The following is a 21,989-nucleotide window of genomic DNA, read 5'->3' as shown; positions in this document are numbered from 1 at the left end:
CGGTGGTGCTGGCGGACGGCGATGTCACGCTCCGGCCGATAAAGCTGCGGGACCAGACCGCCTGGCGCGAGGTCAACCGCCGCAACCGCGACTGGCTGCGGCCGTGGGAGGCGACGATCCCGCCGCCCGCGCCCTGGGGGCCGGTGATCCAGCGGCCGACGTACCGCCAGATGGTGCGCCACCTGCGGGCGGAGGCGAACGCGGGGCGCATGCTGCCGTTCGTCATCGAGTACCAGGGCCGCCTGGTGGGCCAGCTGACGGTCGCCGGGATCACCTGGGGCTCGATGTGCGCGGGCCACGTGGGCTACTGGGTGGACCGGGACGTGGCGGGCCGCGGTGTGATGCCGACGGCGGTCGCGCTGGCGGTGGACCACTGCTTCGGCAAGATCGGGCTGCACCGGATCGAGGTGTGCATCCGGCCGGAGAACGGTCCGAGCCGGCGGGTGGTGGAGAAGCTGGGCTTCCGCGAGGAGGGACTGCGCCCGCGGTACCTGCACATCGACGGGGCCTGGCGCGATCACCTCGTGTACGCGCTCACGGCGGAGGAAGTGCGCGAGGGACTGCTGCGCCGCTGGCACCGCGAACACCATCCGCACGGTCCCGCCACGCCGCCCGGACAATAGAAATCCGATATCTGTTCGAATTCTTTCGCCCCATGACCGATTCGCCCATAACCTGATCCGAAGAATCACAAAAAAAGTCCGTGATATCAGCGAGATCGTGCGACACGCCGTCCCAATTGGCGGATCCCCCCGGCCGCGCCCCTCTACGGTGTGGGGTGTGAGCAGCAGCGGCCTCATCTACGCAGTCATTGTCGGGGCCTGGGCCGCCTACTTGGTGCCCATGTGGCTCCGGAGGCAGGACGAGCTGAACGAAGCCCGTCCGACGGAACGCTTCTCCACCGCCATCCGGCTGCTTTCCGGCCGGGCGGGAATGGAGCGCCGTTACGCCAAGGGGCTGCGTGAGCGCGGTGACGAAGAGGCGCAGCCCCAGCCCCCCGCGGACCCGGACGCCGCGACGGAAACGGTGAAACCCGTGGACGCCGCCGACGCCCGGGCCGTCGTCGTGCCCCCGCCGACCCGGTCCGAGCCGAGATCGGCCGCCTCCGAGCGGGCCGACCGCGCGGAGCGGGCCCGCCGCGAGCAGCGCCTGGTCGTCCTGGCCCGCCGCCGGCGCACCACCGCACTGCTCTTCCTGATCTTCACCCTCGGCGCGGTCGCCGCCGCCGTCGGCGGACTCCACTACCTGTGGGCCCCGGCCGTCCCCGCCCTGCTGCTGAGCACGTACATCGTGCACCTGCGGGTCCAGGAGCGACGCCGCTACGAGTTCACCATGGACCGGCGGCGCGCCGAGGCGGCCGCCCGCCACCTGCGCGAGAACCGCCCCCGGCGCCGGGAGTCCGAGCCGGCCGCCGGCTCCGACCCGGACCCCGCGCCACCCGTCTCCCCGCAGGAGGCCGGCCGGCGCGCCCTGGTCGAGCAGACCGACCACGCGGAGTGGGTGGACCAGCAGCGCGAACGCGAGCGCGGCCCCGCCCGAGGTGACAGCTGGGAGCCCGTCCCGGTGCCGCTGCCGACGTACGTGACGGCCCCGGTCGCCCCGCGCGCCACCGGCCCGGCGACCCCGGACCCCTGGAGCGCGACCCGCTCCAGCACGGCCGAGCCGACGGAACCCCGCCTGCGCGCCCAGCCGTCGACCCCGTCACCGCGGACCCGCCCGCGCGACGCGGCCCGTACCCCCCTCTTCGACCAGTACGAGGGCGACGAGCGCCCGCGCGCCGCGAACGAGTGATCGATGACCTGCGCGGACGCTCCCCGATACCGGTTTTGGAGCACCCGCGAGGGGATGCTAATGTTTCACACGTCGCAAGGGCCTGTGGCGCAGTCTGGTAGCGCACCTCGTTCGCATCGAGGGGGTCTGGGGTTCAAATCCCCACAGGTCCACAAACGACAGTTCACGGGTTGCTCCCGAGAACGTCACGAGATCCCGTCCGGTCGGAAGACCGGGCGGGATCTTTTGCGTTCGGGTCAGGAATCGCTTCCGGAGCCGCCGGAGCCGCCGAAACTGCTGAAGTCCTGGCCGGAGCCGAAGTTTCCGTTGATGTCGCGGTCCAGGGCCGGGGCGCGGGGCCGCAGGCGGTCCAGGACCGTCGGGGTGCGGGTGCCGGTGATGAGGCCGCGCAGGAGGCGGTCCTCGATGGCGGACGGGCCCTGGAGGACGTACGCGGGGTGCGCGCCCACCGACTTCGCCTCGGCGAGCAGCCGGCGGCCGGCGCGGGTGGGGCGGTGGCCGAAGCGGGTGAGGAGACCGAGGGCGCGCAGTCGGCGCCCGATCTCCGCGGTCTCCGGGGCCTCGCGCACGGCCGCGATCGCGGCCGGGACGCCGCGCCCGCGCGAGCAGAACGCCGTGAGCACCGCTTCGACCGGGTGACGGGCGGGCGGTACGGGCGCGGTCGCGCGGACGCGAGGGCCGGTGATGGTCAGCGCGCCGAGGTCGCGCAGAGCGATCAGGGCGGCTTCGGCGACGCGTTGGGGGCCGCCGGCCAGGTGGGCCAGTTCGTAGACGCTCGGATCCGTGTGCACGGTCCCCCCGCTGGGTCGTGGTGACGTCCTCGGCCCAGTGTGGGCGCGGTGGCCGGAGGACGACCGTGGCGGTGGGGAGTTCAGAGGCCGATTCGAGGTTCGGGGCCGAGCGGTCCGGGCCGGGCGGCCCCGGGTCAGGCTCCCGGATTCAGCGGCTTCGTCATGCAGCGGCTGGAGTCGTAGAAGCGGTAGTGGCCGAATTTGGCGTCCGTCAGGGTGTAGCCCTCGGAGAGGTAGAGGGCGATGGCCTCCGGCTGCTGGTCGCCGGTTTCCAGGGCCATGCGCAGGCGGCCGGCCGCGCGGGCGTCCGCTTCGAGGGCGGCGAGGATGCGGCGGGCCAGGCCCAGGCCGCGGGCCTCGGGGACCACGTACATGCGCTTCAGCTCGGCGTCGCCGTCCGCGTAGCCCTCGTCGTTCGCCTCGTGGCCGCGCCAGCCGCCGCTGGCTATCGGGGTGCCCGCAGCGTCGTAGGCGAGCAGGTAGAGGCCCTGCGGCGGGGCGAACATCGCCGGGTCGAGGAAGGTGACATCGCCCTCGCCGTCGTAGCGCTCCTGGTATTCGATCTGCACTTGGTCGTTGAGCTTGACCGCGTCCGGGTGGTCGTACGGAACGACGCGGAGCTGTATCTCCTGAGACATCCGAACAGCGTACGGAACGCTCCGGCTATCGTGCAGGGATGTTCTCTGTGACCTCTGTGAATGTGAACGGAATCCGCGCTGCCGCCAAGAAGGGGTTCTCCCCGTGGCTCGCCGGGTCCGACGCCGACGTCGTCTGCCTGCAGGAAGTACGGGCCGAGGAGGGGCAGATTCCCGACGAGGTGCGGGCGCCCGAGGGGTGGCACACGGTGTTCGCGCCGGCCGCCGCCAAGGGGCGGGCCGGGGTCGCGGTGTACACGCGGCGGGAGCCGGAGCGGGTGCAGGTCGGATTCGGGAGTGCCGAGTTCGACGACAGCGGGCGGTACCTGGAGATCGACCTGCCCGGTGTGACCGTCGCCAGCCTCTACCTGCCCTCCGGGGAGGCCGGGACCGAGAAGCAGGACGAGAAGTACCGGTTCATGGGGGAGTTCCTCGGCTATCTGAAGGAGCTCAAGGCGCGGGCCGCCGCGGACGGCCGGGAGGTCGTCGTCTGCGGTGACTGGAACATCTGCCACCAGGAAGCCGACCTGAAGAACTGGAAGACCAACCGGAAGAACGCCGGCTTCCTGCCCGAGGAGCGCGAGTGGCTCGGGCAGGTGTACGACGCGGCCGGGTACGTGGACGTGGTGCGCAGCCTGCACCCGGACACCGAGGGGCCGTACTCCTGGTGGTCCTACCGCGGGCGGGCCTTCGACAACGACGCCGGCTGGCGGATCGACCTGCAGGTGGCGACGCCGGGGCTGGCCGCCAAGGCCGTCAAGGCGTTCGTGGAGCGGGCCGAGACGCACCCCGAGCGGTGGTCCGACCACGCGCCCGTGACCGTGGTCTACGAGCTCGGCGTCTGAGGGGGAGAGGGAAGAGAAGACCCCGGCGCCGGCGGGCGGAGGCGGTCCATGGCCATCGTGAGTTCCGCCTCGACCACGCTCTTGGCGAGGGGGCGCAGGCGCGGGACGGCTTCCTGCGAGATGTGCGTGGTGATGAGGTCCGCGAACAGGGCCGCCATCGCGTCCGCGTGCTCGCGCACCCGGCGGCCCGCCTCCAGGACGGCCGAGAGCGGTACGCCCTCGCGGACCAGGGCCGAGGAGACGTCCAGGAGCCGGCGGCTGACGTGGACGATCTCCTCGCCGTCGGTGGCGAGGTAGCCGAGGTCGAGCGAGGCCGCCAGGTTCTCCGGGGTGACCTCGCCCTCGAAGTAGTCGGCGAGGGCCTCGGGCGTCAGGCGGACCGGGGTCTCCTCGGACCAGCCGATGCCGAGCAGCTCACCCAGCTGACCGACGTCGCGGCCGTTCTCGAAGGCGACGGTCAGCTCGGCTATCCCGCCGAGGGTGTGGCCGCGCTCCAGCAGGGCGGCGACGGTGCGCAGCCGGGCCAGGTGGTGGTCGTCGTACCAGGCGATGCGGCCCTCGCGGCGCGGCGGCGGCAGGAGCTTGCGCTCACGGTAGAAGCGCAGGGTGCGTACGGGTATGCCGGCGGCCTCGGCCAGCTCTTCCGTGCGGTATTCGCGCACTGTGGTCCCTGCTCCTGTGGCTCGGGTGGGTGGCGCTGCGTCCTGCGTCGCATTGTGCGGCACATGCGCAGCCTAGGGCGTACTCCCGGTAACTTTCCCGGCGCGACCCCTACCCATGAGTACGGGGCTGCTCTACTCTCCCGATTGTGCCAGTGATTGCTGGCAGCATCCGAGTGGGCGTTGGCATCGGCATCCGAAGGTGGCTGGCATGGGCGGTGGCATGGACGGGCGCGAGCAGGAACGCGAGCACGTGCGCGAGCACGTACGCGTGGCGGTGATCGGGTCCGGGTTCGGCGGGCTGGGCGCCGCGGTGCGGCTGCGGCGCGAGGGGATCACGGACTTCGTGGTCCTGGAGCGCGCCGACTCCGTCGGCGGTACCTGGCGGGACAACAACTACCCCGGGTGCGCCTGCGACGTGCCCTCCCATCTGTATTCGTTCTCCTTCGCTCCCAACCCCGACTGGCCCCGCACCTTCTCCGGGCAGCCCGCGATCAGGGAGTACCTGGAGCACGTCGCCGACACCTTCGGGCTGCGCCGCCACATCCGGCTGAACCACGAGGTCCGCATGATGCGGTGGGACGCGGACGGGATGCGGTGGGAGATAGAGACCTCGGGCGGGGACCTCACCGCCGACGTTGTCGTCTCCGCCACCGGGCCGCTGTCGGACCCGAAGATGCCGGAGATCCCCGGGCTGGCCGGCTTCCCGGGCAAGGTCTTCCACTCCGCCCGCTGGGACCACGACTACGACCTGCGCGGAAAGCGCGTCGCCATGATCGGTACGGGCGCCTCCGCCATCCAGATCGTGCCCGCCATCGCGCCCGAGGTGGAGCGGCTCACCCTCTTCCAGCGCACCCCGCCGTGGGTCATGCCGCGCACCGACCGGGCGATCACCTCGGTGGAGCGCTGGCTGCACCGCCAGCTCCCCTTCACCCGGGCGGCCCGCCGCGGGCTGCTGTGGGGGATACGGGAACTCCAGGTCAGCGCCTTCACCAAACGGCCGGGCCAGCTGGGGCTGATCGAGTCCCTCGCCAAGGCCAACATGGCGCGCTCGATCAAGGACCCGGAGCTGCGGGCCAAGCTGACGCCCTCGTACCGCATCGGCTGCAAGCGGATCCTGCTGTCGAGCGAGTACTACCCGGCGCTCGCCCGGCCCAACGTGGACCTCGTGGCCTCCGGGCTCAAGGAGATCCGGGGTTCGGTGCTGGTAGCGGCCGACGGGACCGAGACCGAGGTCGACGCGATCGTCTTCGGCACCGGCTTCCACGTCACGGACATGCCGATCGCCGACCGGGTGGTGGGCGTGGACGGCAAGACCCTCGCGGAGGTCTGGAAGGACGGGATGCAATCCCTGCGCGGGGCGACCGCGGCGGGCTTCCCGAACTGGATGACGATCATCGGGCCGAACACCGGGCTCGGGAACAGCTCGATGATCCTGATGATCGAGTCGCAGCTGAACTACATGGCGGACTACATGCGCCAGCTCGCCCTCCTCGATGGAAGTGGCCCGGGAGGGAAGGTCGCCCTCGCCGCCCGGCCGTCCGCGGTCAACGCCTGGAACCGGCAGGTCCAGGTCCGGATGGAGCGGACGGTGTGGAACACCGGCGGCTGCACCAGCTGGTACCTCGACGCGCAGGGCCGCAACACCACGGTCTGGCCGGGCACCACCGGGGAGTTCCGCAAGGAGACCCTGGGCCTGGACCTGGGCGAGTACGAGGTCGTACGGGTCCGCGAGCGCGAGCGCGAGCGGGTCCCGGCGGCCGCTGCGGCCGAAGCGGCGCAGGAGGGGGCCGCGTGAGCCGCCTGACGCACGTGACCGCGGGGCCGTACGCCCCGCCGGCCGCCCGCCGGGAGCTGGTCGCCACCTCCGCCGACGGTGCGCGCCTGCACGTCGAGGTGCACGGCGAGGACGGAGCCCCGGCCGTGGTGCTCGCGCACGGCTGGACCTGTTCCACCGCATTCTGGGCCGCGCAGATACGGGCCCTGGCCACCGGGCACCGGGTCATCGCCTACGACCAGCGGGGCCACGGCCGCAGCCCCGCCGGCTCCGGCTACGGCACCGAGGCCCTCGCCGACGACCTGGTCGCCGTCCTGGAAGCCACCCTCGCCCCCGGCGAGAAGGCCGTCATCGCGGGCCACTCCATGGGCGGGATGACGGTCATGGCCGCCGCCGCCCGGCCGGAGTTCGCCGAACACGCCGCGGCCGCGCTGCTGTGCAGCACCGGCAGCGGCCGGCTGGTCGAGGAGGCGCAGGTCCTGCCGTGGCGCGCCGGCCGCGCGAGGACCCGCATCACCGGGGCGGTCCTGGGATCCCGGGCCCCGCTCGGGCCCGTCACGCCCGTCGCACGCAAGGTGCTGAAGTACGCCACGATGGGCCCCGGCTCCGCGCCCGACAAGGTCGAGGCCTGTGCGCGGATCGTCCACGCCTGCCCCACCCGGGTGCGGCACGCCTGGTCCGGGGTGCTGGCCGCCCTGGACCTGGACGCGCAGTTGGCCGCGCTGACCGTGCCCACCGCCGTCCTCGGCGGCAAGAGCGACCGGCTGACGCCGATCGTGCACGCCCGGGGGCTGGCCGCCGCGCTGCCGAACTGCGTGGGGCTCACCGAACTGACCGGGGTGGGGCACATGAGCCCGATCGAGGCCCCGGAGGCCGTCACCGCCGCCGTGCGCGAGCTCGCCGAGGCGTATGTCAGCCGCTCCGCCGTCAGCCGCTCCGACATCAACCGTCCCGCGAAGGAGAAGACCCCGTGAGCGCTCGCAGGAGTCTGGAAGGCCAGGTCGCCGTCGTCACGGGGGCCGCGCGCGGGGTCGGCGAACTGCTTGCCCGCAAACTGTCCGCCCGCGGCGCGAAGGTGGCCCTCGTGGGCCTGGAGCCCGAGGCCCTCAAGGAGGTCTCCGAGCGGCTGCACACCGACAGCGACCACTGGTACGCCGACGTCACCGACCACGAGGCCATGGCCCGGGTCGCGCAGGAGGTCAAGCAGCGCTTCGGCAAGGTGGACATAGTCGTCGCCAACGCGGGCGTCGCCTCCGGCGGGCCCTTCGTGGACTCCGACCCCGACGCCTGGCGCCGGGTCATCGAGGTCAACCTCATCGGCGGCGCCGTCACCGCCCGCGCCTTCCTGCCCGTACTGATGGAGAGCCGCGGCTACTTCCTGCAGATCGCCTCCCTCGCGGCGATCACCCCGGCTCCGATGATGACCGCCTACTGCGCCTCCAAGTCCGGGGTCGAGGCCTTCGCGCACTGCCTGAGCGCCGAGGTCGGCTACAAGGGGGTCAAGGTGGGCGTCGGCTACCTGTCCTGGACCGACACCGACATGGTGCGCGGCGCCGACCAGGACGAGGTCATGCGCGAACTGCGCCAGCGGCTGCCGTGGCCGTCGAACCGGACCTACCCGCTGGGGCCGGCCGTCGACCGGATCGTGGCGGGCATCGAGCGGCGCTCCGCGCACGTGTACGCCCAGTGGTGGCTGCGCGGCATGCAGGGGTTCCGCGGGTACCTGCCCGGGATCATCTCGACAGTCGGACAGCGCGAGATGAAGCGGTTCGAGCCGCGACTGGCCAGTGTTTCCAAGGGACTTGTGGGGGCCGGCGGGGCCGCGGACGAGCAGGAGCGCAGCCCCGGCCGCTGACCGGAATGCGAGGAATGTCCACCTGGGTGAGACTGGTCGGGTTCCCCTTACCGAACACCGCTACAGGAGTGAGGACACATGGGTATCAAGGACCAGTTCCAGGACAAGGCCAAGGCACTCGCGGAGAAGGCGAAGGCCTCCGGCAAGCAGGACGAGGTCTCCGAGCGCGCCTCGCAGTCCGTCGACCAGGCCAAGGACAAGGCCCGCGAACCCATCGACGGGACCGTCGAGAATTTCGACAAGTAGCGTCGAGTAGCGGTACGTAGAAACACGCGCTGAGGGGCGCGACCCGCCGTTCCCGGGTCGCGCCCCTTTTCGCATGCCCTACGGTCGCCCGCCCCGCCCAGTCACCCCGACGCAGTCACTCCCGCGGCGGCAGCTTCGGCCGGCGCCGGTCCGGTACGTCCGTATAGCCGGGCGGCACCGCGGCCGGGTCCTGTTCCAGCAGCTCCAGTGCCAGGTGCACGGCGTCGTCGAGCTGCGCGTGCCGCCCCTCCGCCCAGTCGAGCGGGGTGCGCAGGATCGGCAGGTCGGGCTCCACGCCCTGGTTCTCCACGGACCAGCCGTACTCGGGGAACCAGGCCGCGTTCATCGGCACCGTGATCACCGTGCCGTCGCCGAGGGTGTGCCGGCCGGTCATGCCGACCACCCCGCCCCAGGTGCGCTGCCCGACGACGGGGCCGAGCCCCAGCAGCTTGAAGGCGGCCGTGATCATGTCCCCGTCGGAGGAGGTCGCCTCGTCGGCCAGGGCCACGATCGGGCCCCGGGGCGCGTTGGAGGCGTAGGAGACGGGCTGCGCGCCCCGGGTCAGGTCCCAGCCGAGGATCGAGCGGGTCAGCTTCTCCACCACCAGCTCGCTGATGTGCCCGCCGGCGTTGCCGCGTACGTCCACGAGCAGGGCCGGCTTGGCCATCTCGGCGCGCAGGTCGCGGTTGAACTGCGCCCAGCCCGAGCCGCCCATGTCGGGGATGTGCAGGTAGCCGCACCGGCCGCCGCTGACCTCCCTGACCACCTCGCGGCGTTTGGCCACCCAGTCCTGGTAGCGCAGCGGGCGATCATCGACCAGCGGGACGATCGCCACCCGGCGTGCGCGGCCCTGTCCCTCGGCGGGCTCGAAGGTGAGCTCCACGGTGGTGCCGCCGGCCGCCGACAGCAGCGGGTACGGCCCGGCGACCGGGTCCACCGGCCGGCCGTCCACGTGGGTGAGGACCGCGCCCTCGCGGATGCCGGTGCCCGCGAGCGGGGAGCGGGCCTTGGAGTCGGAGGACTCGCCGGGCAGGATCCGGCCGACGACCCAGGCGCCGTCGCGGGGGAAGAGGTTGGCGCCGAGCAGCCCGATGGCCCGCTGGTAGTGCGGGGGTCCCTCGTTGCGGCGGGCCGGGGACACGTACGCGTGCGAGGTGCCGAGCTCGCCGAGGACCTCGCGCATCAGGTCGGCGAACTCGTCGGGGGAGGCGACCCGTTCGACCAGGGACCGGTACTGGCGCAGTACCCCGTCCCAGTCGATGCCGCACATCTCCGGCTCCCAGAAGTAGGCGCGGATCAGCCGCCCGGCCTCCTCGAAGGCCTGGCGCCACTCGGCCGCCGGGTCCACCTCGTGCAGGATGCGCCGCAGGTCCAGGTAGACGGTGGAGTCGCTGTCGCCCGACTCGGTCGCCGGGACCGCGCGCAGGTCGCCGTCCTCGTTGACCACGAGCCGGGTGCCGTCGCCGCTGACCGCGAACCAGTCCAGCCCGGAGGCCAACTCCGTCTTGCGGGCCTTGGTGAGGTCGAAGTACTCCAGCGTCGGCTTGCCGCTGACGTCGGCCGGATTGGCGAAGGTCTCGCCGAGCGCGCCCGAGATCGGCCAGCGCAGCCACACCAGCCCGCCGCCGTGCACCGGGTACAGGGCCGAGTACTTGGAGGCCGACACCGGGAAGGGCGTCACCCGGCTCTCCAGGCCCTCCACCTCCACGGTGACCGCTCCGTCGCCGGACTCCGATTCCCCCTCGACCGGGTCGAGTCCGCCCGCCGCCGGGCGCCCGTCGGGGGAGAAGGCGAAGGGGGAGGGGGTGGCCGAGGACAGCGGCACCAGGTACGGGCGGCAGCCCAGCGGGAAGGACAGGTCGCCGGTGTGGACGTCGTAGACGGGGTCGAAGCCGCGCCAGGACAGGAAGGCGAGGTAGCGGCCGTCCCGGGTGAAGACCGGGTTCTCGTCCTCGAAGCGGCCGTTGGTGACGTCCACGATCGTGTGCGCGCCGGGCCCGGAGATCCGGGCCATCTTGATCTGGCGCAGCGAGCGGCCGATGCCCGGGTGCGACCAGGTCAGCCAGTCGCCGTCGGGGGAGAAGGCGAGGTCGGTGACGGGCCCGTTCTCGGACCGGATCAGCTCGCTCGCCTCCCCGTTGGACCCCTCGGTAGCGTCGATGAGGAGCAGCCGCCCGTCGTTGGAGGCGATCGCGAGCCGTTCCCCGTCCGGATCGGAGAGCAGCTCCAGTACGCGGCCCAGCGCGCCCGAGGCGAGCCGGCGCGGCTCGCGGTCGCCCGAGGCGCGGGGGAGGTAGGCGATCTCGATCGCGTCCTCGCCCTCCGCGTCGGTCACGTACGCCACCTGCCCGCCGCTGCCGAGCATCTCGGGCAGCCGGACCCGTACGCCCGGGGTGTCGGCGATGGTGCGGGCGGGCCCGTCGCGGTGCGTGAGCCAGTACAGGCTGCCGCGCACGACGACGGCGCTGGCCCGTCCGGTGGCGTCGACGGAGAGGGAGTCGACGTGGCTGGCGGCCGGGACCTGGTAGGTACGGCGGCCCGCGCGGGGGCCGCCGAGGCGGACCTCCAGCTTGCGCGGGGAGGCGCCCGGGGCGAGCGACTCGACGATCCACAGGTCGCCGGCGCACTGGTAGACGATCCGGGAGCCGTCGCTGGAGGCGTGCCGGGCGTAGAACTCCTCGTGGTCGGTGTGCCGGCGCAGGTCCGTGCCGTCGGGCAGGCAGGAGTAGAGGTTGCCGATGCCCTCGTGGTCGGAGAGGAAGGCGATCCGGCCGCCCACGAACATCGGCGAGTCCAGGTGGCCCTCGATGCCCTCCAGCAGCCGCTCGCCGTGCAGCCACAGCCGGCCGGTGGCGCCGCCGCGGTAGCGCTTCCACGCGGCGGGCTCGTGCGGGGGCTTGCCGGTCAGCAGCAGGGTGCGCCGCTCGCCCGGCTCGTCCCCGGCGGAGGCCTCCTCGTGGACGGCGATGTCGGAGACGGGTCCCCAGGGGAGCCGGCCGCCGGGGCTGCCGTCGGTGGGGAGGGTGTACGCCCAGGCGAAGTAGGAGAAGGGCTGGCCGTGCGAGGAGACGGCCAGGATGTCGCTGCGGCCGTCCTTGTCGGGCGGGGTCCAGCCGCAGACCCGGGTGTCGGTGGAGCCCCAGTAGCTGAGGCGGCGCGCCGGGCCGCCCGCGACGGGGGCGAGGTGGATCTCGGGGTCGAGGCTGCGCCAGGTGGTGAAGGCGATGTGCTTGCCGTCGGGGGAGAACCGGGGGTGGCCCACCCGGGTCCGGTCGACGGTGATCCGCCAGGCCCGGTCGGCAGGCTCTCCGGGAGGAACCAGGGGCGCCACCCAGAGGTCGTCCTCGGTGGCGAAGCACAGCAGATCGTCGTGGAGATGGGGGAACCGGAGGTACGCCGCGTCGTGACTCACCCCCCAATGCTTTCCGCGCGGAGGGGGGCTGGCAACTCGTACAGGTGATCCATGGGGCTTTCCGCGGGGGTGGCGGCCGACGGGCCGGGCGTGACCGACACCACTCCCCAAGCGAAACGGAACGGTTTCGTTTCGCTTGACTGCGGGGTATGGTCGATCCGTACGAAACGGTTTCGTTCGGTTGGGCAAGGTCGGGAAGAGGTGCCGAGATGGTCGAAGAGGTCATGTCGCGTCGAAGCCGGATCACCCCCGAACGGGAAGCCGAACTCCACGGAGCGGTCCTCGACCTCCTGCGTGAGGTCGGCTACGAGGCGCTGACCATGGACGCGGTCGCCGCCCGTACGAAGTCCAGCAAGGCCACCCTCTACCGCCAGTGGGGGAGCAAGCCCGAGTTGGTCGCGAAGGCCCTGCGCTGCACCCAGCCGGTCTCCCTGCGGGAGATCGACACGGGCAGCATCCGCGGGGACTTCGGGGTCATGATCGAGAACTCCGACGACGCCCAGATGGCGAAGGACACCGCGCTGATGCGGGGCCTGACCCACGCGGTGCACGAGAGCCCCGAGCTCCACAAGGCGCTGCGGGACCTGCTGGTCGATCCGGAGATCAACGGTCTGCAGCAGATGCTGCAAAGAGCGGTGGACCGGGGCGAGATCGCCCCGGACTGTCCGGCCGTGGCCTTCGTGCCGCACATGCTGATCGGGGCGTTCATCGCCCTTCCGCTCATCGAGGACCGGTCCGTCGACCGGACCTTCCTCGGTGACTTCATCGACGCCGTGGTCTTCCCCGCCCTCGGCGTCTGATCCCGCCCGGCTGCTCACCCGGCAGCCGCCGCCCGCGCTGTCCCCGCGCTCGATTCCTGCCTCTCCTGACACGCCGCTCTCGTCGTCGGAACGGCATTCCATGCCCTGATCCATCCCACGACCCGAACGGGAGAACCACCGACGTGGCCACCTTCCTTTACCGCCTCGGCAGAGGCGCCTTCCGGCGCCGCCGATTCGTCGCCCTCGTCTGGGTGGCGCTGCTGTTCGTCGCCGGCTTCGGCGCGGCAACCGCGTCCGCGCCCACCTCAGGCTCCTTCTCCATACCCGGTACGGAGGCCCAGAAGGCCTTCGACCTGCTGGACCAGCGCTTCCCGGGGATGGCCGCCGACGGCGCCACCGCCCGCATCGTGATCAAGGCCCCGGCCGGCGAGAAGGTCGACTCCGAGGCCGTCAAGCCCCAGGTCGAGAAGATCGTCAGCGAGCTGAAGGACGGTCCGGGCAAGGACCAGATCTCCTCGGTCACCAGCCCGTACGAGGCCAAGGCCGTCAGCCAGGACGGCTCCACCGCCTATGTGAGCGTCAAGTACAAGGTCAGCGGCATGGAGCTGACGGACGCCACGCGCGAGGCCCTTAACGAGTCCGCCACGGCGGCCAAGGCCGACGGCCTGAACGTCCAGATCGGCGGCGACGCCCTGCAGGCCGCCCCCGAGACGGGCTCCGGCGAGATCATCGGCATCGCGATCGCCGCGATCGTCCTCGTCATCACCTTCGGCTCGCTCATCGCCGCGGGGCTGCCGCTGCTGACCGCGCTGATCGGCGTGGGCATCGGCATCTCGTCCATCACCGCGCTGGCCAACGTGCTGGACCTCGGCTCCACCACCTCCACCCTCGCGATGATGATCGGCCTCGCGGTCGGCATCGACTACGCCCTCTTCATCGTCTCCCGCTACCGCGCGGAGCTCGCCGAGGGCCGCGAGCGCGACGAGGCCGCCGGACGGGCCGTCGGAACCGCCGGTTCCGCCGTGGTGTTCGCCGGTCTGACCGTGGTCATCGCCCTCGTGGGCCTGGCCGTCGTCAACATCCCGATGCTCAGCAAGATGGGCTTCGCCGCCGCCGGCACCGTGGTCCTCGCCGTCCTCGTCGCCCTGACCCTGGTCCCGGCCCTGCTCGGGTTCGCCGGCAAGAAGGTGCTGCCCGCCGGTACGAAGTCCCGCTTCCTCGGCAAGGCCAAGCCGGTCGCCGAAGGCGCCGAGCCCAAGCCCAACGGCGGTACCCGCTGGGCCCGCTTCATCCTGCGCCGCCCCGTCATGGTGCTGCTCGCGGGCGTGATCGGCCTCGGCATCATCGCGATCCCGGCGAGCAAGCTGGAGATGGGCCTGCCGGACGACGGCGCCCAGCCGGTCTCCACCACCCAGCGCCAGGCGTACGACATGCTCTCCGAGGGCTTCGGCCCCGGCTTCAACGGCCCGCTGATGGTCGTCGTGGACGGGGACAAGGCGCTCGCCGACCAGACGGTCGAGCGGATCAAGGGCCTGGACGGCGTGGCAGCGGTCATGCCGGCCACCCAGAACGAGGCCAAGGACGCCGCCGTCATCTCGGTCATCCCGAAGGACCGCCCGTCCTCCGTGCAGACCGAGGACCTGGTCCACGAGATCCGCGAGGGCAGCGACAGCGGCAAGGTGTTCGTCACCGGCGCGACCGCGATGAACATCGACTTCTCGCAGAAGATGAACGACGCGCTGCTGCCCTACCTGGCACTCGTCGTCGGCCTCGCCTTCCTGCTGCTGATGCTCGTCTTCCGCTCGATCCTGGTCCCGCTCAAGGCGGCCCTCGGCTTCCTGCTCTCGGTGGTCGCCGCCCTCGGCGCCGTCGTGGCGGTCTTCCAGTGGGGCTGGCTCGGCTCGCTCTTCGGGGTGGAGCAGACCGGCCCGATCATGTCGATGATGCCGATCTTCATGGTCGGCGTGGTCTTCGGCCTGGCCATGGACTACGAGGTCTTCCTGGTCACCCGCATGCGTGAGGCGTACGTCCACGGGGAGCGGCCGGGCCAGGCCGTCGTCACCGGGTTCCAGTACAGCGCCCGGGTGGTCGTGGCCGCGGCGGTCATCATGATCGCGGTGTTCTCCGGCTTCATGGGCGCCAGCGACCAGATGGTGAAGATGATCGGCTTCGGCCTGGCCATCGCCGTCTTCTTCGACGCCTTCGTCGTCCGCATGACCATCGTCCCGGCCGTCCTCGCGCTGCTCGGCCACAAGGCCTGGTGGCTGCCGAAGTGGCTCGACCGGATCCTGCCGAACGTGGACGTGGAGGGCGAGAGCCTGCGCAAGCACCTCGGGGAGTCCGACGGGGGCTCCGGTCCCGACAAGGACCGCGAGCTGGCCAACGTCTGACCTTTCTGACCTTTCGGTCGCCAGTAGCAGGCACGCAGTACGTACGCAGAACGGCCCCGCACCGAGAGGTGCGGGGCCGTTCCGCGTGACCGGGCCGCCCGGATCGGGCGGGCCCGGCTGGGCCTAACGGGTGGCCGCGGGCGCGGGCGCGTACGTACGGCGCAGGAAGCGGCGCAGCGCGGCGATGTCGAACTGGACCACCGCGACACCCTCCGGGGAGTGGAACTCGACGACGGCCTGGACGCGCCCGCAGGGCCAGACGCGTACGTCGCCGGTCCCGGTCGGGGCCTGGAGGCCGGCCTCCAGGAGGGCGCGGGGGAAGACCCACTCGTTGTCGGTGCCCTCGGGGGAGAGGTCGGCGGGGAAGACGATCCGTACGGCCAGCGGCTCGGCGGGGACGAAGCGCAGGACGACCGGGATGGCCCGGTAGAGCGGGTCGTCGGTGATCACTCGGGCGCGCACACGTTCTTCGACGAAGGGGGCCTCGGGGAAGGGGGCCTCGCGGAGGGGGGCCGTGGCGGTCGCGGCCCGGGTGGCGGTGGCACCTGCGGATGGATTCTCGGCGGCGGCTGACATCGACAAGACTCCTCGAATCGGAACATTTGCGTCCGTATTGCCCCCAGCCTCGCACATTCCCATGAATCCGCACGGAGCTACTTCTGTTCACACCGCTCTTGCCAACCATTCGCAAGAAGGCCCTATTCTTAAACGGTTAAAGACTTTTGCAGGTCAACGGACCGCAGGAAGCGGAGCAAAACCATGCATGTGCCCGACGGCTTCATCGATGCCCCCGTCTCCATCGCCGCAGGCGTCGCCGCAGCCGGAGCCGTGGCGGTCAGCCTCCGCGGCGCCCGCCGGGAGCTCGACGAGCGCACCGCGCCGCTCGCCGGCCTCGTCGCCGCCTTCATCTTCGCCGTGCAGATGCTCAACTTCCCCGTGGCCGCCGGAACCAGCGGCCACCTGCTGGGAGGCGCGCTCGCCGCGATCCTCGTCGGGCCCTACACAGGTGTGCTGTGCGTGTCCGTGGTCCTGCTCATGCAGGGCCTCCTGTTCGCCGACGGCGGCCTGACCGCCCTCGGCGTCAACATCGTCACCATGGGCGTCGTCACCGTGGTCGTCGCCTACGCCGTCTTCCGCGGGGCGGTCAAGCTGCTGCCCGCCGGCCGCGGCTCGGTCACCGTCGCCGCCTTCGCCGGAGCCCTGCTCTCGGTGCCCGCCGCGGCCGCCTTCTTCACCCTCCTCTACGCCGTCGGCGGCACCACCGACGTCCCGCTGGGCAAGGTGTTCGGCGCCATGGTCGGAGTCCACGTCCTCATCGGCATCGGCGAGGCCGTCATCACCGCCGCCACCGTCGGCGCCGTGATCGCCGTCCGCCCCGACCTCGTCCACGGCGCCCGCGGCCTGTCCGCCCCGCTGAAGCTGCGCGTCGGCGGCGAGCTGGTCGACGCCCCCGCCGCCCCGGTCGCCGTGCCGGTCGCGGCCCGCTCCACGAAGCCCGTGTGGATCACCGGCCTGGTCGCTGCGCTGGCCCTGGCCGGCATCGTCTCCTTCTACGCCTCCGCCAGCCCCGACGGACTGGAGAAGGTCGCCGCGGACAACGGCATCGACCAGAAGGTCACCGAGCACGCGGCCGCCGACTCCCCGCTCGCCGACTACGGCGTCAAGGACGTCTCCGACGCCCGCCTCTCCGGCGGCCTCGCCGGAGTCATCGGCGTCGGCGCGACCGTCCTCGTCGGCACCGGCGTGTTCTGGACCGTCCGCCGCCGCCGCGGCGCCGACCTGACGGCCGCCTCCACGGCCGTACCGGCCGCCTGACATGGGCGCGGGCCACGCACACAAGCTCTACCGGGCCGGGGACTCCCCGGTCCACCACCTGCCGCCGCACTGCAAGCTCGCCGCGACCTTCGGCTTCGTGATCGTCGTCGCGTCCACACCGCGCGAGGCGGTGTGGGCCTTCGGCCTGTACGCCGTCCTCATCGCGGCGGCCGCGGCCGTGGCCCGGATCCCGGCCGGCTTCCTGCTGCGCCGGCTCCTGATCGAGGTGCCCTTCGTCGCCTTCGCCGTCCTGATGCCCTTCGTGGCCCAGGGCGAGCGGGTGGAGGTTCTCGGCATGTCGCTCAGCGTCTCCGGCCTCTGGGGCGCCTGGAACGTCCTGGCCAAGGGCACCCTCGGCGTGGCCGCGTCCGTGCTCCTGGCCTCCACCACCGAGCTGCGGGCCCTGCTGCTGGGCCTGCAGCGGCTCAAGCTGCCCCCGCTGCTCGTCCAGATCGCCTCCTTCATGATCCGGTACGGGGACGTCATCAGCGACGAGCTGCGCAGGATGTCCATCGCCCGGCGCTCCCGCGGCTTCGAGGCGCGCGGGATCCGGCACTGGGGGGTCCTCGCGAAGACCGCCGGAGCCCTGTTCATCCGCTCCTACGAGCGCGGCGAGCGGGTCTACCTCGCGATGGTCAGTCGCGGCTACGCCGGCTCGATGCCGGTGATCGACGAGGTGACGGCCACCCGCACGCAGTGGGCGTACGCAGCCGCACTCCCGGTGACGGCGCTCGCCGTCTGTCTGATGGGATGGTCCTTGTGAACGCAGCCCCGGCTTCGGCCCCGATTCCGCCCTCGCTGGAAGTCTCCGGCCTCGCCTACGCCTACCCCGACGGCCACCAGGCCCTCTTCGGGGTCGACCTCGCCGTCGGGCGCGGGGAGCGGGTGGCGCTGCTCGGTCCCAACGGCGCCGGCAAGACCACCCTGGTGCTGCACCTCAACGGCATCCTGACCGGCGGCGTCGGCTCCGTGAACGTGGCCGGGCTGCCCGTGGAGAAGCGCAACCTCGCCGAGATCCGCCGCCGGGTCGGCATCGTCTTCCAGGACCCCGACGACCAGCTGTTCATGCCCACCGTCCGGGAGGACGTGGCCTTCGGCCCGGCCGCCGCCGGAATGCGCGGCGCCGAGCTGGAGGAGCGGGTGCGCGAGGCTCTGGAGCAGGTCGGGATGGCCGCCTTCGCGGACCGGCCCCCGCACCACCTCTCCTTCGGGCAGCGCCGCCGGGTCGCGGTGGCGACCGTACTGGCCATGCGGCCCGAGATCCTCGTACTGGACGAGCCGTCCTCCAACCTGGACCCGGCCTCGCGCCGCGAGCTCGCGGACATCCTGCGCTCGCTGGACGTCACCGTGCTGATGGTGACGCACGACCTGCCCTACGCGCTGGAGCTCTGCCCGCGCGCGGTGATCCTCAGCGAGGGGACCATCGTCGCGGACGGCAGGACCCAGGACGTGCTGTGCGACGAGGCGCTGATGCGGGCGCACCGGCTGGAGCTGCCCTTCGGCTTCGACCCGCGCTCGGTATCGGTGGCATAAGCACCGGTCGGAGGTTGTTGCACACCCCGTGGACATCAAGGGTGTGGTGGCGGAGGGCTTCGAGCCCGTCAGGGACGCGTTCGTGCGCAACTTCCAGGTGCTCGGGGACCGGGGCGCGGCGGTGGCCGTGTACCGCGACGGGCGCAAGGTCGTGGACCTCTGGGCCGGCACCAAGGACGCCGACGGCGGCGAGGGTACGGAGCCCTGGGCCGAGGACACCGTGCAGATCGTCCGCTCCGCGACCAAGGGCGTGGCCGCGGCCGTACCGCTGCTGCTCCAGCAGCGCGGACTGCTGGACCTGGACGCGCCGGTGAGCTCGTACTGGCCGGAGTTCAAGGCGGGCGGCAAGGAGCGGACCAGGGTGCGCGACCTGCTCGCGCACCGCGCGGGAGTCCCGGCCCTGGACCGCGGGCTGACGGTGGCCGAGGCCGCGGACGGGGTCTCCGGAGCGCGCGCGGTCGCCGCCCAGCAGGCCTTCTGGGAGCCCGGCACCGAGCACGGCTACCACGCGCAGACCTTCAGCTGGCTGCTCTCCGAGCTGGTGCTGCGGGCGACCGGCCGTTCGCTGGGGGGCATCCTCGCCGAGGAGATCGCGGAGCCGCTGGGCCTGGACTTCTGGATCGGCCTGCCGGAGTCCGAGGAGCACCGGGTGGGCCGGGTGGCGCCGGTCGATCCGCCGGAGAGCGCGGGCACGCTCAGGACCCGGCCGAAGCGAAACGTTTCCGCGGCCTACGCCGATCCGGACTCCCTCACCCGCCGCGCCTTCGCGGCCATCTTCCCGCTGCCGGACGAGAACGACCCCGCCTACCGGGCGGCCGAGCTGCCGGCCTCCGCGGGCATCGGCACGGCCCGCGCCCTGGCCCGCTTCTACGCGGCCACCATCGGCGTGGTGGAGGACGGCGCGCGGATCTTCACCCCGGCCACCACCGCGCTGGCCGGCAAGGAGTTCTCCTCGGGCCCCGACCGCGTGCTGGTGGTCAACACCCGCTTCGGCCCCGGCTACATGCTGCACGGCCCGGCCTCCCCGCTGCTGTCCCCGGCCTCCTTCGGGCACCCCGGCCGCGGCGGCTCGCTGGCCTTCGCGGACCCGGAGGCGGGCATCGGCTTCGGCTACGTCACCAACGCCCACGCCAAGTCGGTCACCGCCGACCCGCGCGCCCAGGCCCTGGTCCGGGCGGTCCGCTCGGCGCTGTAGCCGGGCCGCGAAAGGGCGTCGCGAAGGCCGGGCCGGGAGCGTTAGCGTGCCTCCATGACGACCACCACCGCGCACCCCCTCTTCGCCGAAGCCCTCGCCGCACTGGGCCTGGAGCCGGACGTACGGAGCTTCCCCGACGGGACCCGGACCGCCGCCGACGCGGCCGCCGCGATCGGCTGCGAGCTCAGCCAGATCGTGAAGTCGCTGATCTTTGCAGCCGACGGGGTTCCCGTCCTGGTGCTCATGGACGGGGCGTCCCGGGTGGACGTGGAGGCGGTGCGCCGCGAGCTCGGCGCGGGCGCCGTGACCCGGGCGGACGCGGCCCTGGTCCGGGAGACCACGGGCTACGCCATCGGAGGGGTGCCGCCCTTCGGGCACCGCACGCGCACCCGGGTCCTCGCGGACCGCTCCCTGCTGGCCCACGAGGTGGTCTGGGCGGCCGCGGGGACCCCGCACACGGTGTTCCCGATGGACCCGCGCGAGCTGATCCGGCACGCGGGGGCCGCGCTGGCCGACGTACGAGAGGGCTGACCGGGGCGGATTCCCCCGGTCAGCCCGCGCCCGTTCGGCCCGCGTTCGGTCGGCCCGCGCCGGCCCGCCCGCCTTCGGTCAGCCCGCGTTCAGGACGGCCGCCACGATCGGGCCCGCCGCGTCGCCGCCGTGGCCGCCGCCCTCGACCATCGCCGCGGCCGCCACGTCGCCGCTGAAGCCGGTGAACCAGCTGTCCGGGTTCTGCGCCCCGTCGACCTCCGCCGAGCCGGTCTTCGCGCCCTTGTCGGAGCCGTGGACCGCGGACATCGCGTTCTGGGCGGTGCCCGAGGTGGCCGTCAGCTTCATCATCCGCACCAGCTGCGCCGCCACCGAGGGCTTCATCTTCCGGGTGGCCCTGGCGAGCGTGCGGCCGTCCAGCGAAGCCTTCACGACGACCGGCTGGCGGAACACCCCGGTCCGGGCGGTCGCCGTGATCGAAGCCATCGTCAGCGGGTTCATCTGGATCTGGCCCTGGCCGATGTACGCGGCGGCCGCCGCGGGACCGGTCGCGGCCGGGACCTTGCCGTCGACGGTGGGCACGCCGACCTTCCACTCGACGCCCTCGCCGATGCCGAAGACCTCACGGGCCTCCTTCGGGAGCGCGTCGTCGTCGTCGACCGGCTTGATCTGCTTGATGAAGGCGGTGTTGCAGGACTGGGCGAAGCTCGTCGCGAAGGTCTTCCCGTCGAGCTTGAAACCCTTCAGGTTCGTGAAGGTCTTGCCCTCCCACGTCACCTCCGCCGGGCATTCGGCGACCTTGTCCGCCGCCACCAGACCCCGGTCGAGCAGCATCGCGCCGGTCACGATCTTCATCGTGGAGCCGGGTGCGCGGGCTCCGCTGAGGGACGCGGGGAAGCCGTCCCCGCGGTGGTCGGCGACGGCCAGGACGTTCCCGGTGCTCGGCTGGACGGCGACCACCGAGGCCTGCGGGAACTTCAGGACCGCCTTCTCGGCCGCCGCCTGGACGTCCGCGTCCAGGACGGTCTGGATCTCCCCCGCCTTCCCCTCGACCAGCGTCAGCAGGGTCCGCCGGGGTGCCTCCTGGGCGGCCGGCTCGATCCACAGCTCGGCGCCGACCTTGCCGCCCTGCCGCTCCCCGTATGTCGCGCGCAGGCTGTCGAGCACCGGGCGCAGTGACGGGTACTTCTCGGCCGTCAGCTCCCTGCCCTTGCGGTCGACGGCCTTGACCGGCGGGTTGGCCGGGGCGCCGCCGCGCAGCTTCTCGCCCTTCTGCAGCTCCGGGTGGAGCACCGAGGGCTCCCAGTCCACGAGCGGCAGCCCGGTGGTGTTGCCGCGGACCACGGTCAGCTTGGACGCGTAGGCGAGGGGCTTGGTGACCCCCTCGTAGGTGACCTCCGCCGCGACGGAGTACGCCACGGTGGTCCCGGTCTGGGTGCCGGGGGTGATCGCGACCTTGGACACGTAGGCCTTGGCCGTGAAATCACCGAGGGCGCCCTGCGCCTCCGCCGGATTGTTCGTCAGGTCGGCCCCCGCCCGGGAGTCCCCGGCCGCCCACGCCGCGAAGAACGCCTTGGCGGTCGCCGCGGCGTCCTTGTCGCTGACCGGCCCGCTGCCCTTGGCGGGCACCGCCGGTCCGGTCGCGCTCGTGCTCTGGCCGTCACTGTCGCCGGCGTCCCCCACCAGCGCGTACACCCCGTATGCGGCCCCGCCCATCATCGCGAGGAACGCCCCGCCGACGATGGCACCCTTTGCAGCCCCGTTCATCCCTCTCCCCGTTCCCGTGTGTCCCGCC

The 21,989-nt window shown here is 72.4% G+C and carries 20 protein-coding genes and 1 tRNA gene; 15 read left to right on the top strand and 6 right to left on the bottom strand.

Annotated elements, in window-relative coordinates:
• The first annotated feature begins 2 nt into the window (after positions 1–2).
• The 3 genes from AC3IYI_RS16240 to AC3IYI_RS16230 all read left to right on the top strand — a co-directional run bounded on the left by AC3IYI_RS16240 (position 3) and on the right by AC3IYI_RS16230 (position 1,943).
• Entirely contained in the window at positions 3–623 is a 621-nt protein-coding gene (locus AC3IYI_RS16240) for a GNAT family N-acetyltransferase (RefSeq protein ID WP_489410844.1), read from the top strand.
• Between the two features lie 157 nt (positions 624–780).
• A complete protein-coding gene (sepX, locus tag AC3IYI_RS16235) occupies positions 781–1,791 on the top strand; it encodes a divisome protein SepX/GlpR (RefSeq protein ID WP_489410843.1) in 1,011 nt (336 codons plus the stop codon).
• Between the two features lie 78 nt (positions 1,792–1,869).
• Positions 1,870–1,943 (top strand) — tRNA-Ala (locus AC3IYI_RS16230).
• Positions 1,944–2,027: 84 nt separating this feature from the next.
• On the opposite strand, the gene AC3IYI_RS16225 is transcribed toward AC3IYI_RS16230, so the two are convergent.
• Positions 2,028–2,582, bottom strand: a complete 555-nt coding sequence (locus AC3IYI_RS16225; protein ID WP_489410842.1) for a TIGR04222 domain-containing membrane protein — start codon at positions 2,580–2,582, stop codon at positions 2,028–2,030.
• A gap of 134 nt (positions 2,583–2,716) precedes the next feature.
• Positions 2,717–3,220 carry a GNAT family N-acetyltransferase gene (locus AC3IYI_RS16220; protein ID WP_489410841.1) on the bottom strand — a complete coding sequence of 168 codons (504 nt, stop codon included), beginning with the start codon at positions 3,218–3,220 and terminating at the stop codon, positions 2,717–2,719.
• 38 nt (positions 3,221–3,258) lie between these two features.
• On the opposite strand from AC3IYI_RS16220, the gene AC3IYI_RS16215 reads away from it, so the two are divergent.
• Positions 3,259–4,062: an exodeoxyribonuclease III gene (locus AC3IYI_RS16215; protein WP_489410840.1), complete on the top strand. Its 804-nt coding sequence runs from the start codon at positions 3,259–3,261 to the stop codon at positions 4,060–4,062.
• Here the strand turns inward: AC3IYI_RS16215 and AC3IYI_RS16210 are convergent.
• Positions 4,044–4,724, bottom strand: a complete 681-nt coding sequence (locus tag AC3IYI_RS16210; RefSeq protein ID WP_489410839.1) for a MerR family transcriptional regulator — start codon at positions 4,722–4,724, stop codon at positions 4,044–4,046. The genes AC3IYI_RS16215 and AC3IYI_RS16210 overlap by 19 nt on opposite strands.
• Positions 4,725–4,932: 208 nt before the next feature.
• Here AC3IYI_RS16210 and AC3IYI_RS16205 point away from each other — a divergent pair, with 208 nt between their 5' ends.
• The 4 genes from AC3IYI_RS16205 (at position 4,933) to AC3IYI_RS16190 (ending at position 8,599) form a co-directional block, all read left to right on the top strand.
• Positions 4,933–6,519 carry a flavin-containing monooxygenase gene (locus AC3IYI_RS16205; RefSeq protein ID WP_489410838.1) on the top strand — a complete coding sequence of 529 codons (1,587 nt, stop codon included), beginning with the start codon at positions 4,933–4,935 and terminating at the stop codon, positions 6,517–6,519.
• Positions 6,516–7,472 (top strand): alpha/beta fold hydrolase, encoded by a 957-nt coding sequence (locus tag AC3IYI_RS16200; RefSeq protein WP_489410837.1) that lies wholly within the window; start codon positions 6,516–6,518, stop codon positions 7,470–7,472. The genes AC3IYI_RS16205 and AC3IYI_RS16200 overlap by 4 nt, the downstream gene beginning before the upstream one ends.
• Entirely contained in the window at positions 7,469–8,353 is an 885-nt protein-coding gene (locus tag AC3IYI_RS16195) for an SDR family oxidoreductase (protein ID WP_489410836.1), read from the top strand. The genes AC3IYI_RS16200 and AC3IYI_RS16195 overlap by 4 nt, the downstream gene beginning before the upstream one ends.
• A gap of 78 nt (positions 8,354–8,431) precedes the next feature.
• Complete coding sequence (locus AC3IYI_RS16190) at positions 8,432–8,599, top strand: hypothetical protein (RefSeq protein WP_489410835.1); 168 nt, start codon at positions 8,432–8,434, stop codon at positions 8,597–8,599.
• Between the two features lie 115 nt (positions 8,600–8,714).
• Here the strand turns inward: AC3IYI_RS16190 and AC3IYI_RS16185 are convergent, their stop codons facing one another.
• Positions 8,715–12,011, bottom strand: coding sequence for a S41 family peptidase (locus AC3IYI_RS16185; RefSeq protein WP_489410834.1), 3,297 nt, complete (start codon positions 12,009–12,011; stop codon positions 8,715–8,717).
• A 209-nt stretch (positions 12,012–12,220) separates the two neighbouring features.
• Between AC3IYI_RS16185 and AC3IYI_RS16180 the strand changes: the two genes are divergently transcribed.
• Together AC3IYI_RS16180 and AC3IYI_RS16175 are read left to right on the top strand one after the other, a co-directional pair.
• The gene (locus AC3IYI_RS16180; protein ID WP_489410833.1) at positions 12,221–12,811 is read left to right on the top strand and encodes a TetR/AcrR family transcriptional regulator; all 591 of its coding nucleotides are present in this window, start codon (positions 12,221–12,223) and stop codon (positions 12,809–12,811) included.
• A gap of 143 nt (positions 12,812–12,954) precedes the next feature.
• Entirely contained in the window at positions 12,955–15,162 is a 2,208-nt protein-coding gene (locus AC3IYI_RS16175) for an MMPL family transporter (protein WP_489410832.1), read from the top strand.
• Between the two features lie 123 nt (positions 15,163–15,285).
• On the opposite strand, the gene AC3IYI_RS16170 is transcribed toward AC3IYI_RS16175, so the two are convergent.
• Positions 15,286–15,738 (bottom strand): SsgA family sporulation/cell division regulator, encoded by a 453-nt coding sequence (locus tag AC3IYI_RS16170; RefSeq protein WP_489410831.1) that lies wholly within the window; start codon positions 15,736–15,738, stop codon positions 15,286–15,288.
• Between the two features lie 183 nt (positions 15,739–15,921).
• Here AC3IYI_RS16170 and AC3IYI_RS16165 point away from each other — a divergent pair, with 183 nt between their 5' ends.
• The 5 genes from AC3IYI_RS16165 to AC3IYI_RS16145 are packed head-to-tail and all read left to right on the top strand — an operon-like array spanning position 15,922 to position 20,236.
• Positions 15,922–16,977, top strand: coding sequence for an energy-coupling factor ABC transporter permease (locus AC3IYI_RS16165; RefSeq protein WP_489410830.1), 1,056 nt, complete (start codon positions 15,922–15,924; stop codon positions 16,975–16,977).
• A 1-nt stretch (position 16,978) separates the two neighbouring features.
• Positions 16,979–17,740 carry a cobalt ECF transporter T component CbiQ gene (cbiQ, locus tag AC3IYI_RS16160; protein WP_489410829.1) on the top strand — a complete coding sequence of 254 codons (762 nt, stop codon included), beginning with the start codon at positions 16,979–16,981 and terminating at the stop codon, positions 17,738–17,740.
• Positions 17,728–18,510: an energy-coupling factor ABC transporter ATP-binding protein gene (locus AC3IYI_RS16155; RefSeq protein WP_489410828.1), complete on the top strand. Its 783-nt coding sequence runs from the start codon at positions 17,728–17,730 to the stop codon at positions 18,508–18,510. The genes cbiQ and AC3IYI_RS16155 overlap by 13 nt, the downstream gene beginning before the upstream one ends.
• A 28-nt stretch (positions 18,511–18,538) precedes the next feature.
• Positions 18,539–19,705, top strand: a complete 1,167-nt coding sequence (locus AC3IYI_RS16150) for a serine hydrolase domain-containing protein (protein WP_489410827.1) — start codon at positions 18,539–18,541, stop codon at positions 19,703–19,705.
• 54 nt (positions 19,706–19,759) lie between these two features.
• Positions 19,760–20,236 (top strand): YbaK/EbsC family protein, encoded by a 477-nt coding sequence (locus tag AC3IYI_RS16145; RefSeq protein ID WP_489410826.1) that lies wholly within the window; start codon positions 19,760–19,762, stop codon positions 20,234–20,236.
• Between the two features lie 78 nt (positions 20,237–20,314).
• On the opposite strand, the gene AC3IYI_RS16140 is transcribed toward AC3IYI_RS16145, so the two are convergent.
• A complete protein-coding gene (locus tag AC3IYI_RS16140) occupies positions 20,315–21,961 on the bottom strand; it encodes a penicillin-binding transpeptidase domain-containing protein (protein WP_489410825.1) in 1,647 nt (548 codons plus the stop codon).
• Positions 21,962–21,989: the final 28 nt, after the last annotated feature.

This window comes from Streptomyces sp. GL_148, from assembly GCF_057834205.1.
Note: the sequence above shows the minus strand (reverse complement) of the source record. Positions and strands in the feature narration are given on the sequence as shown.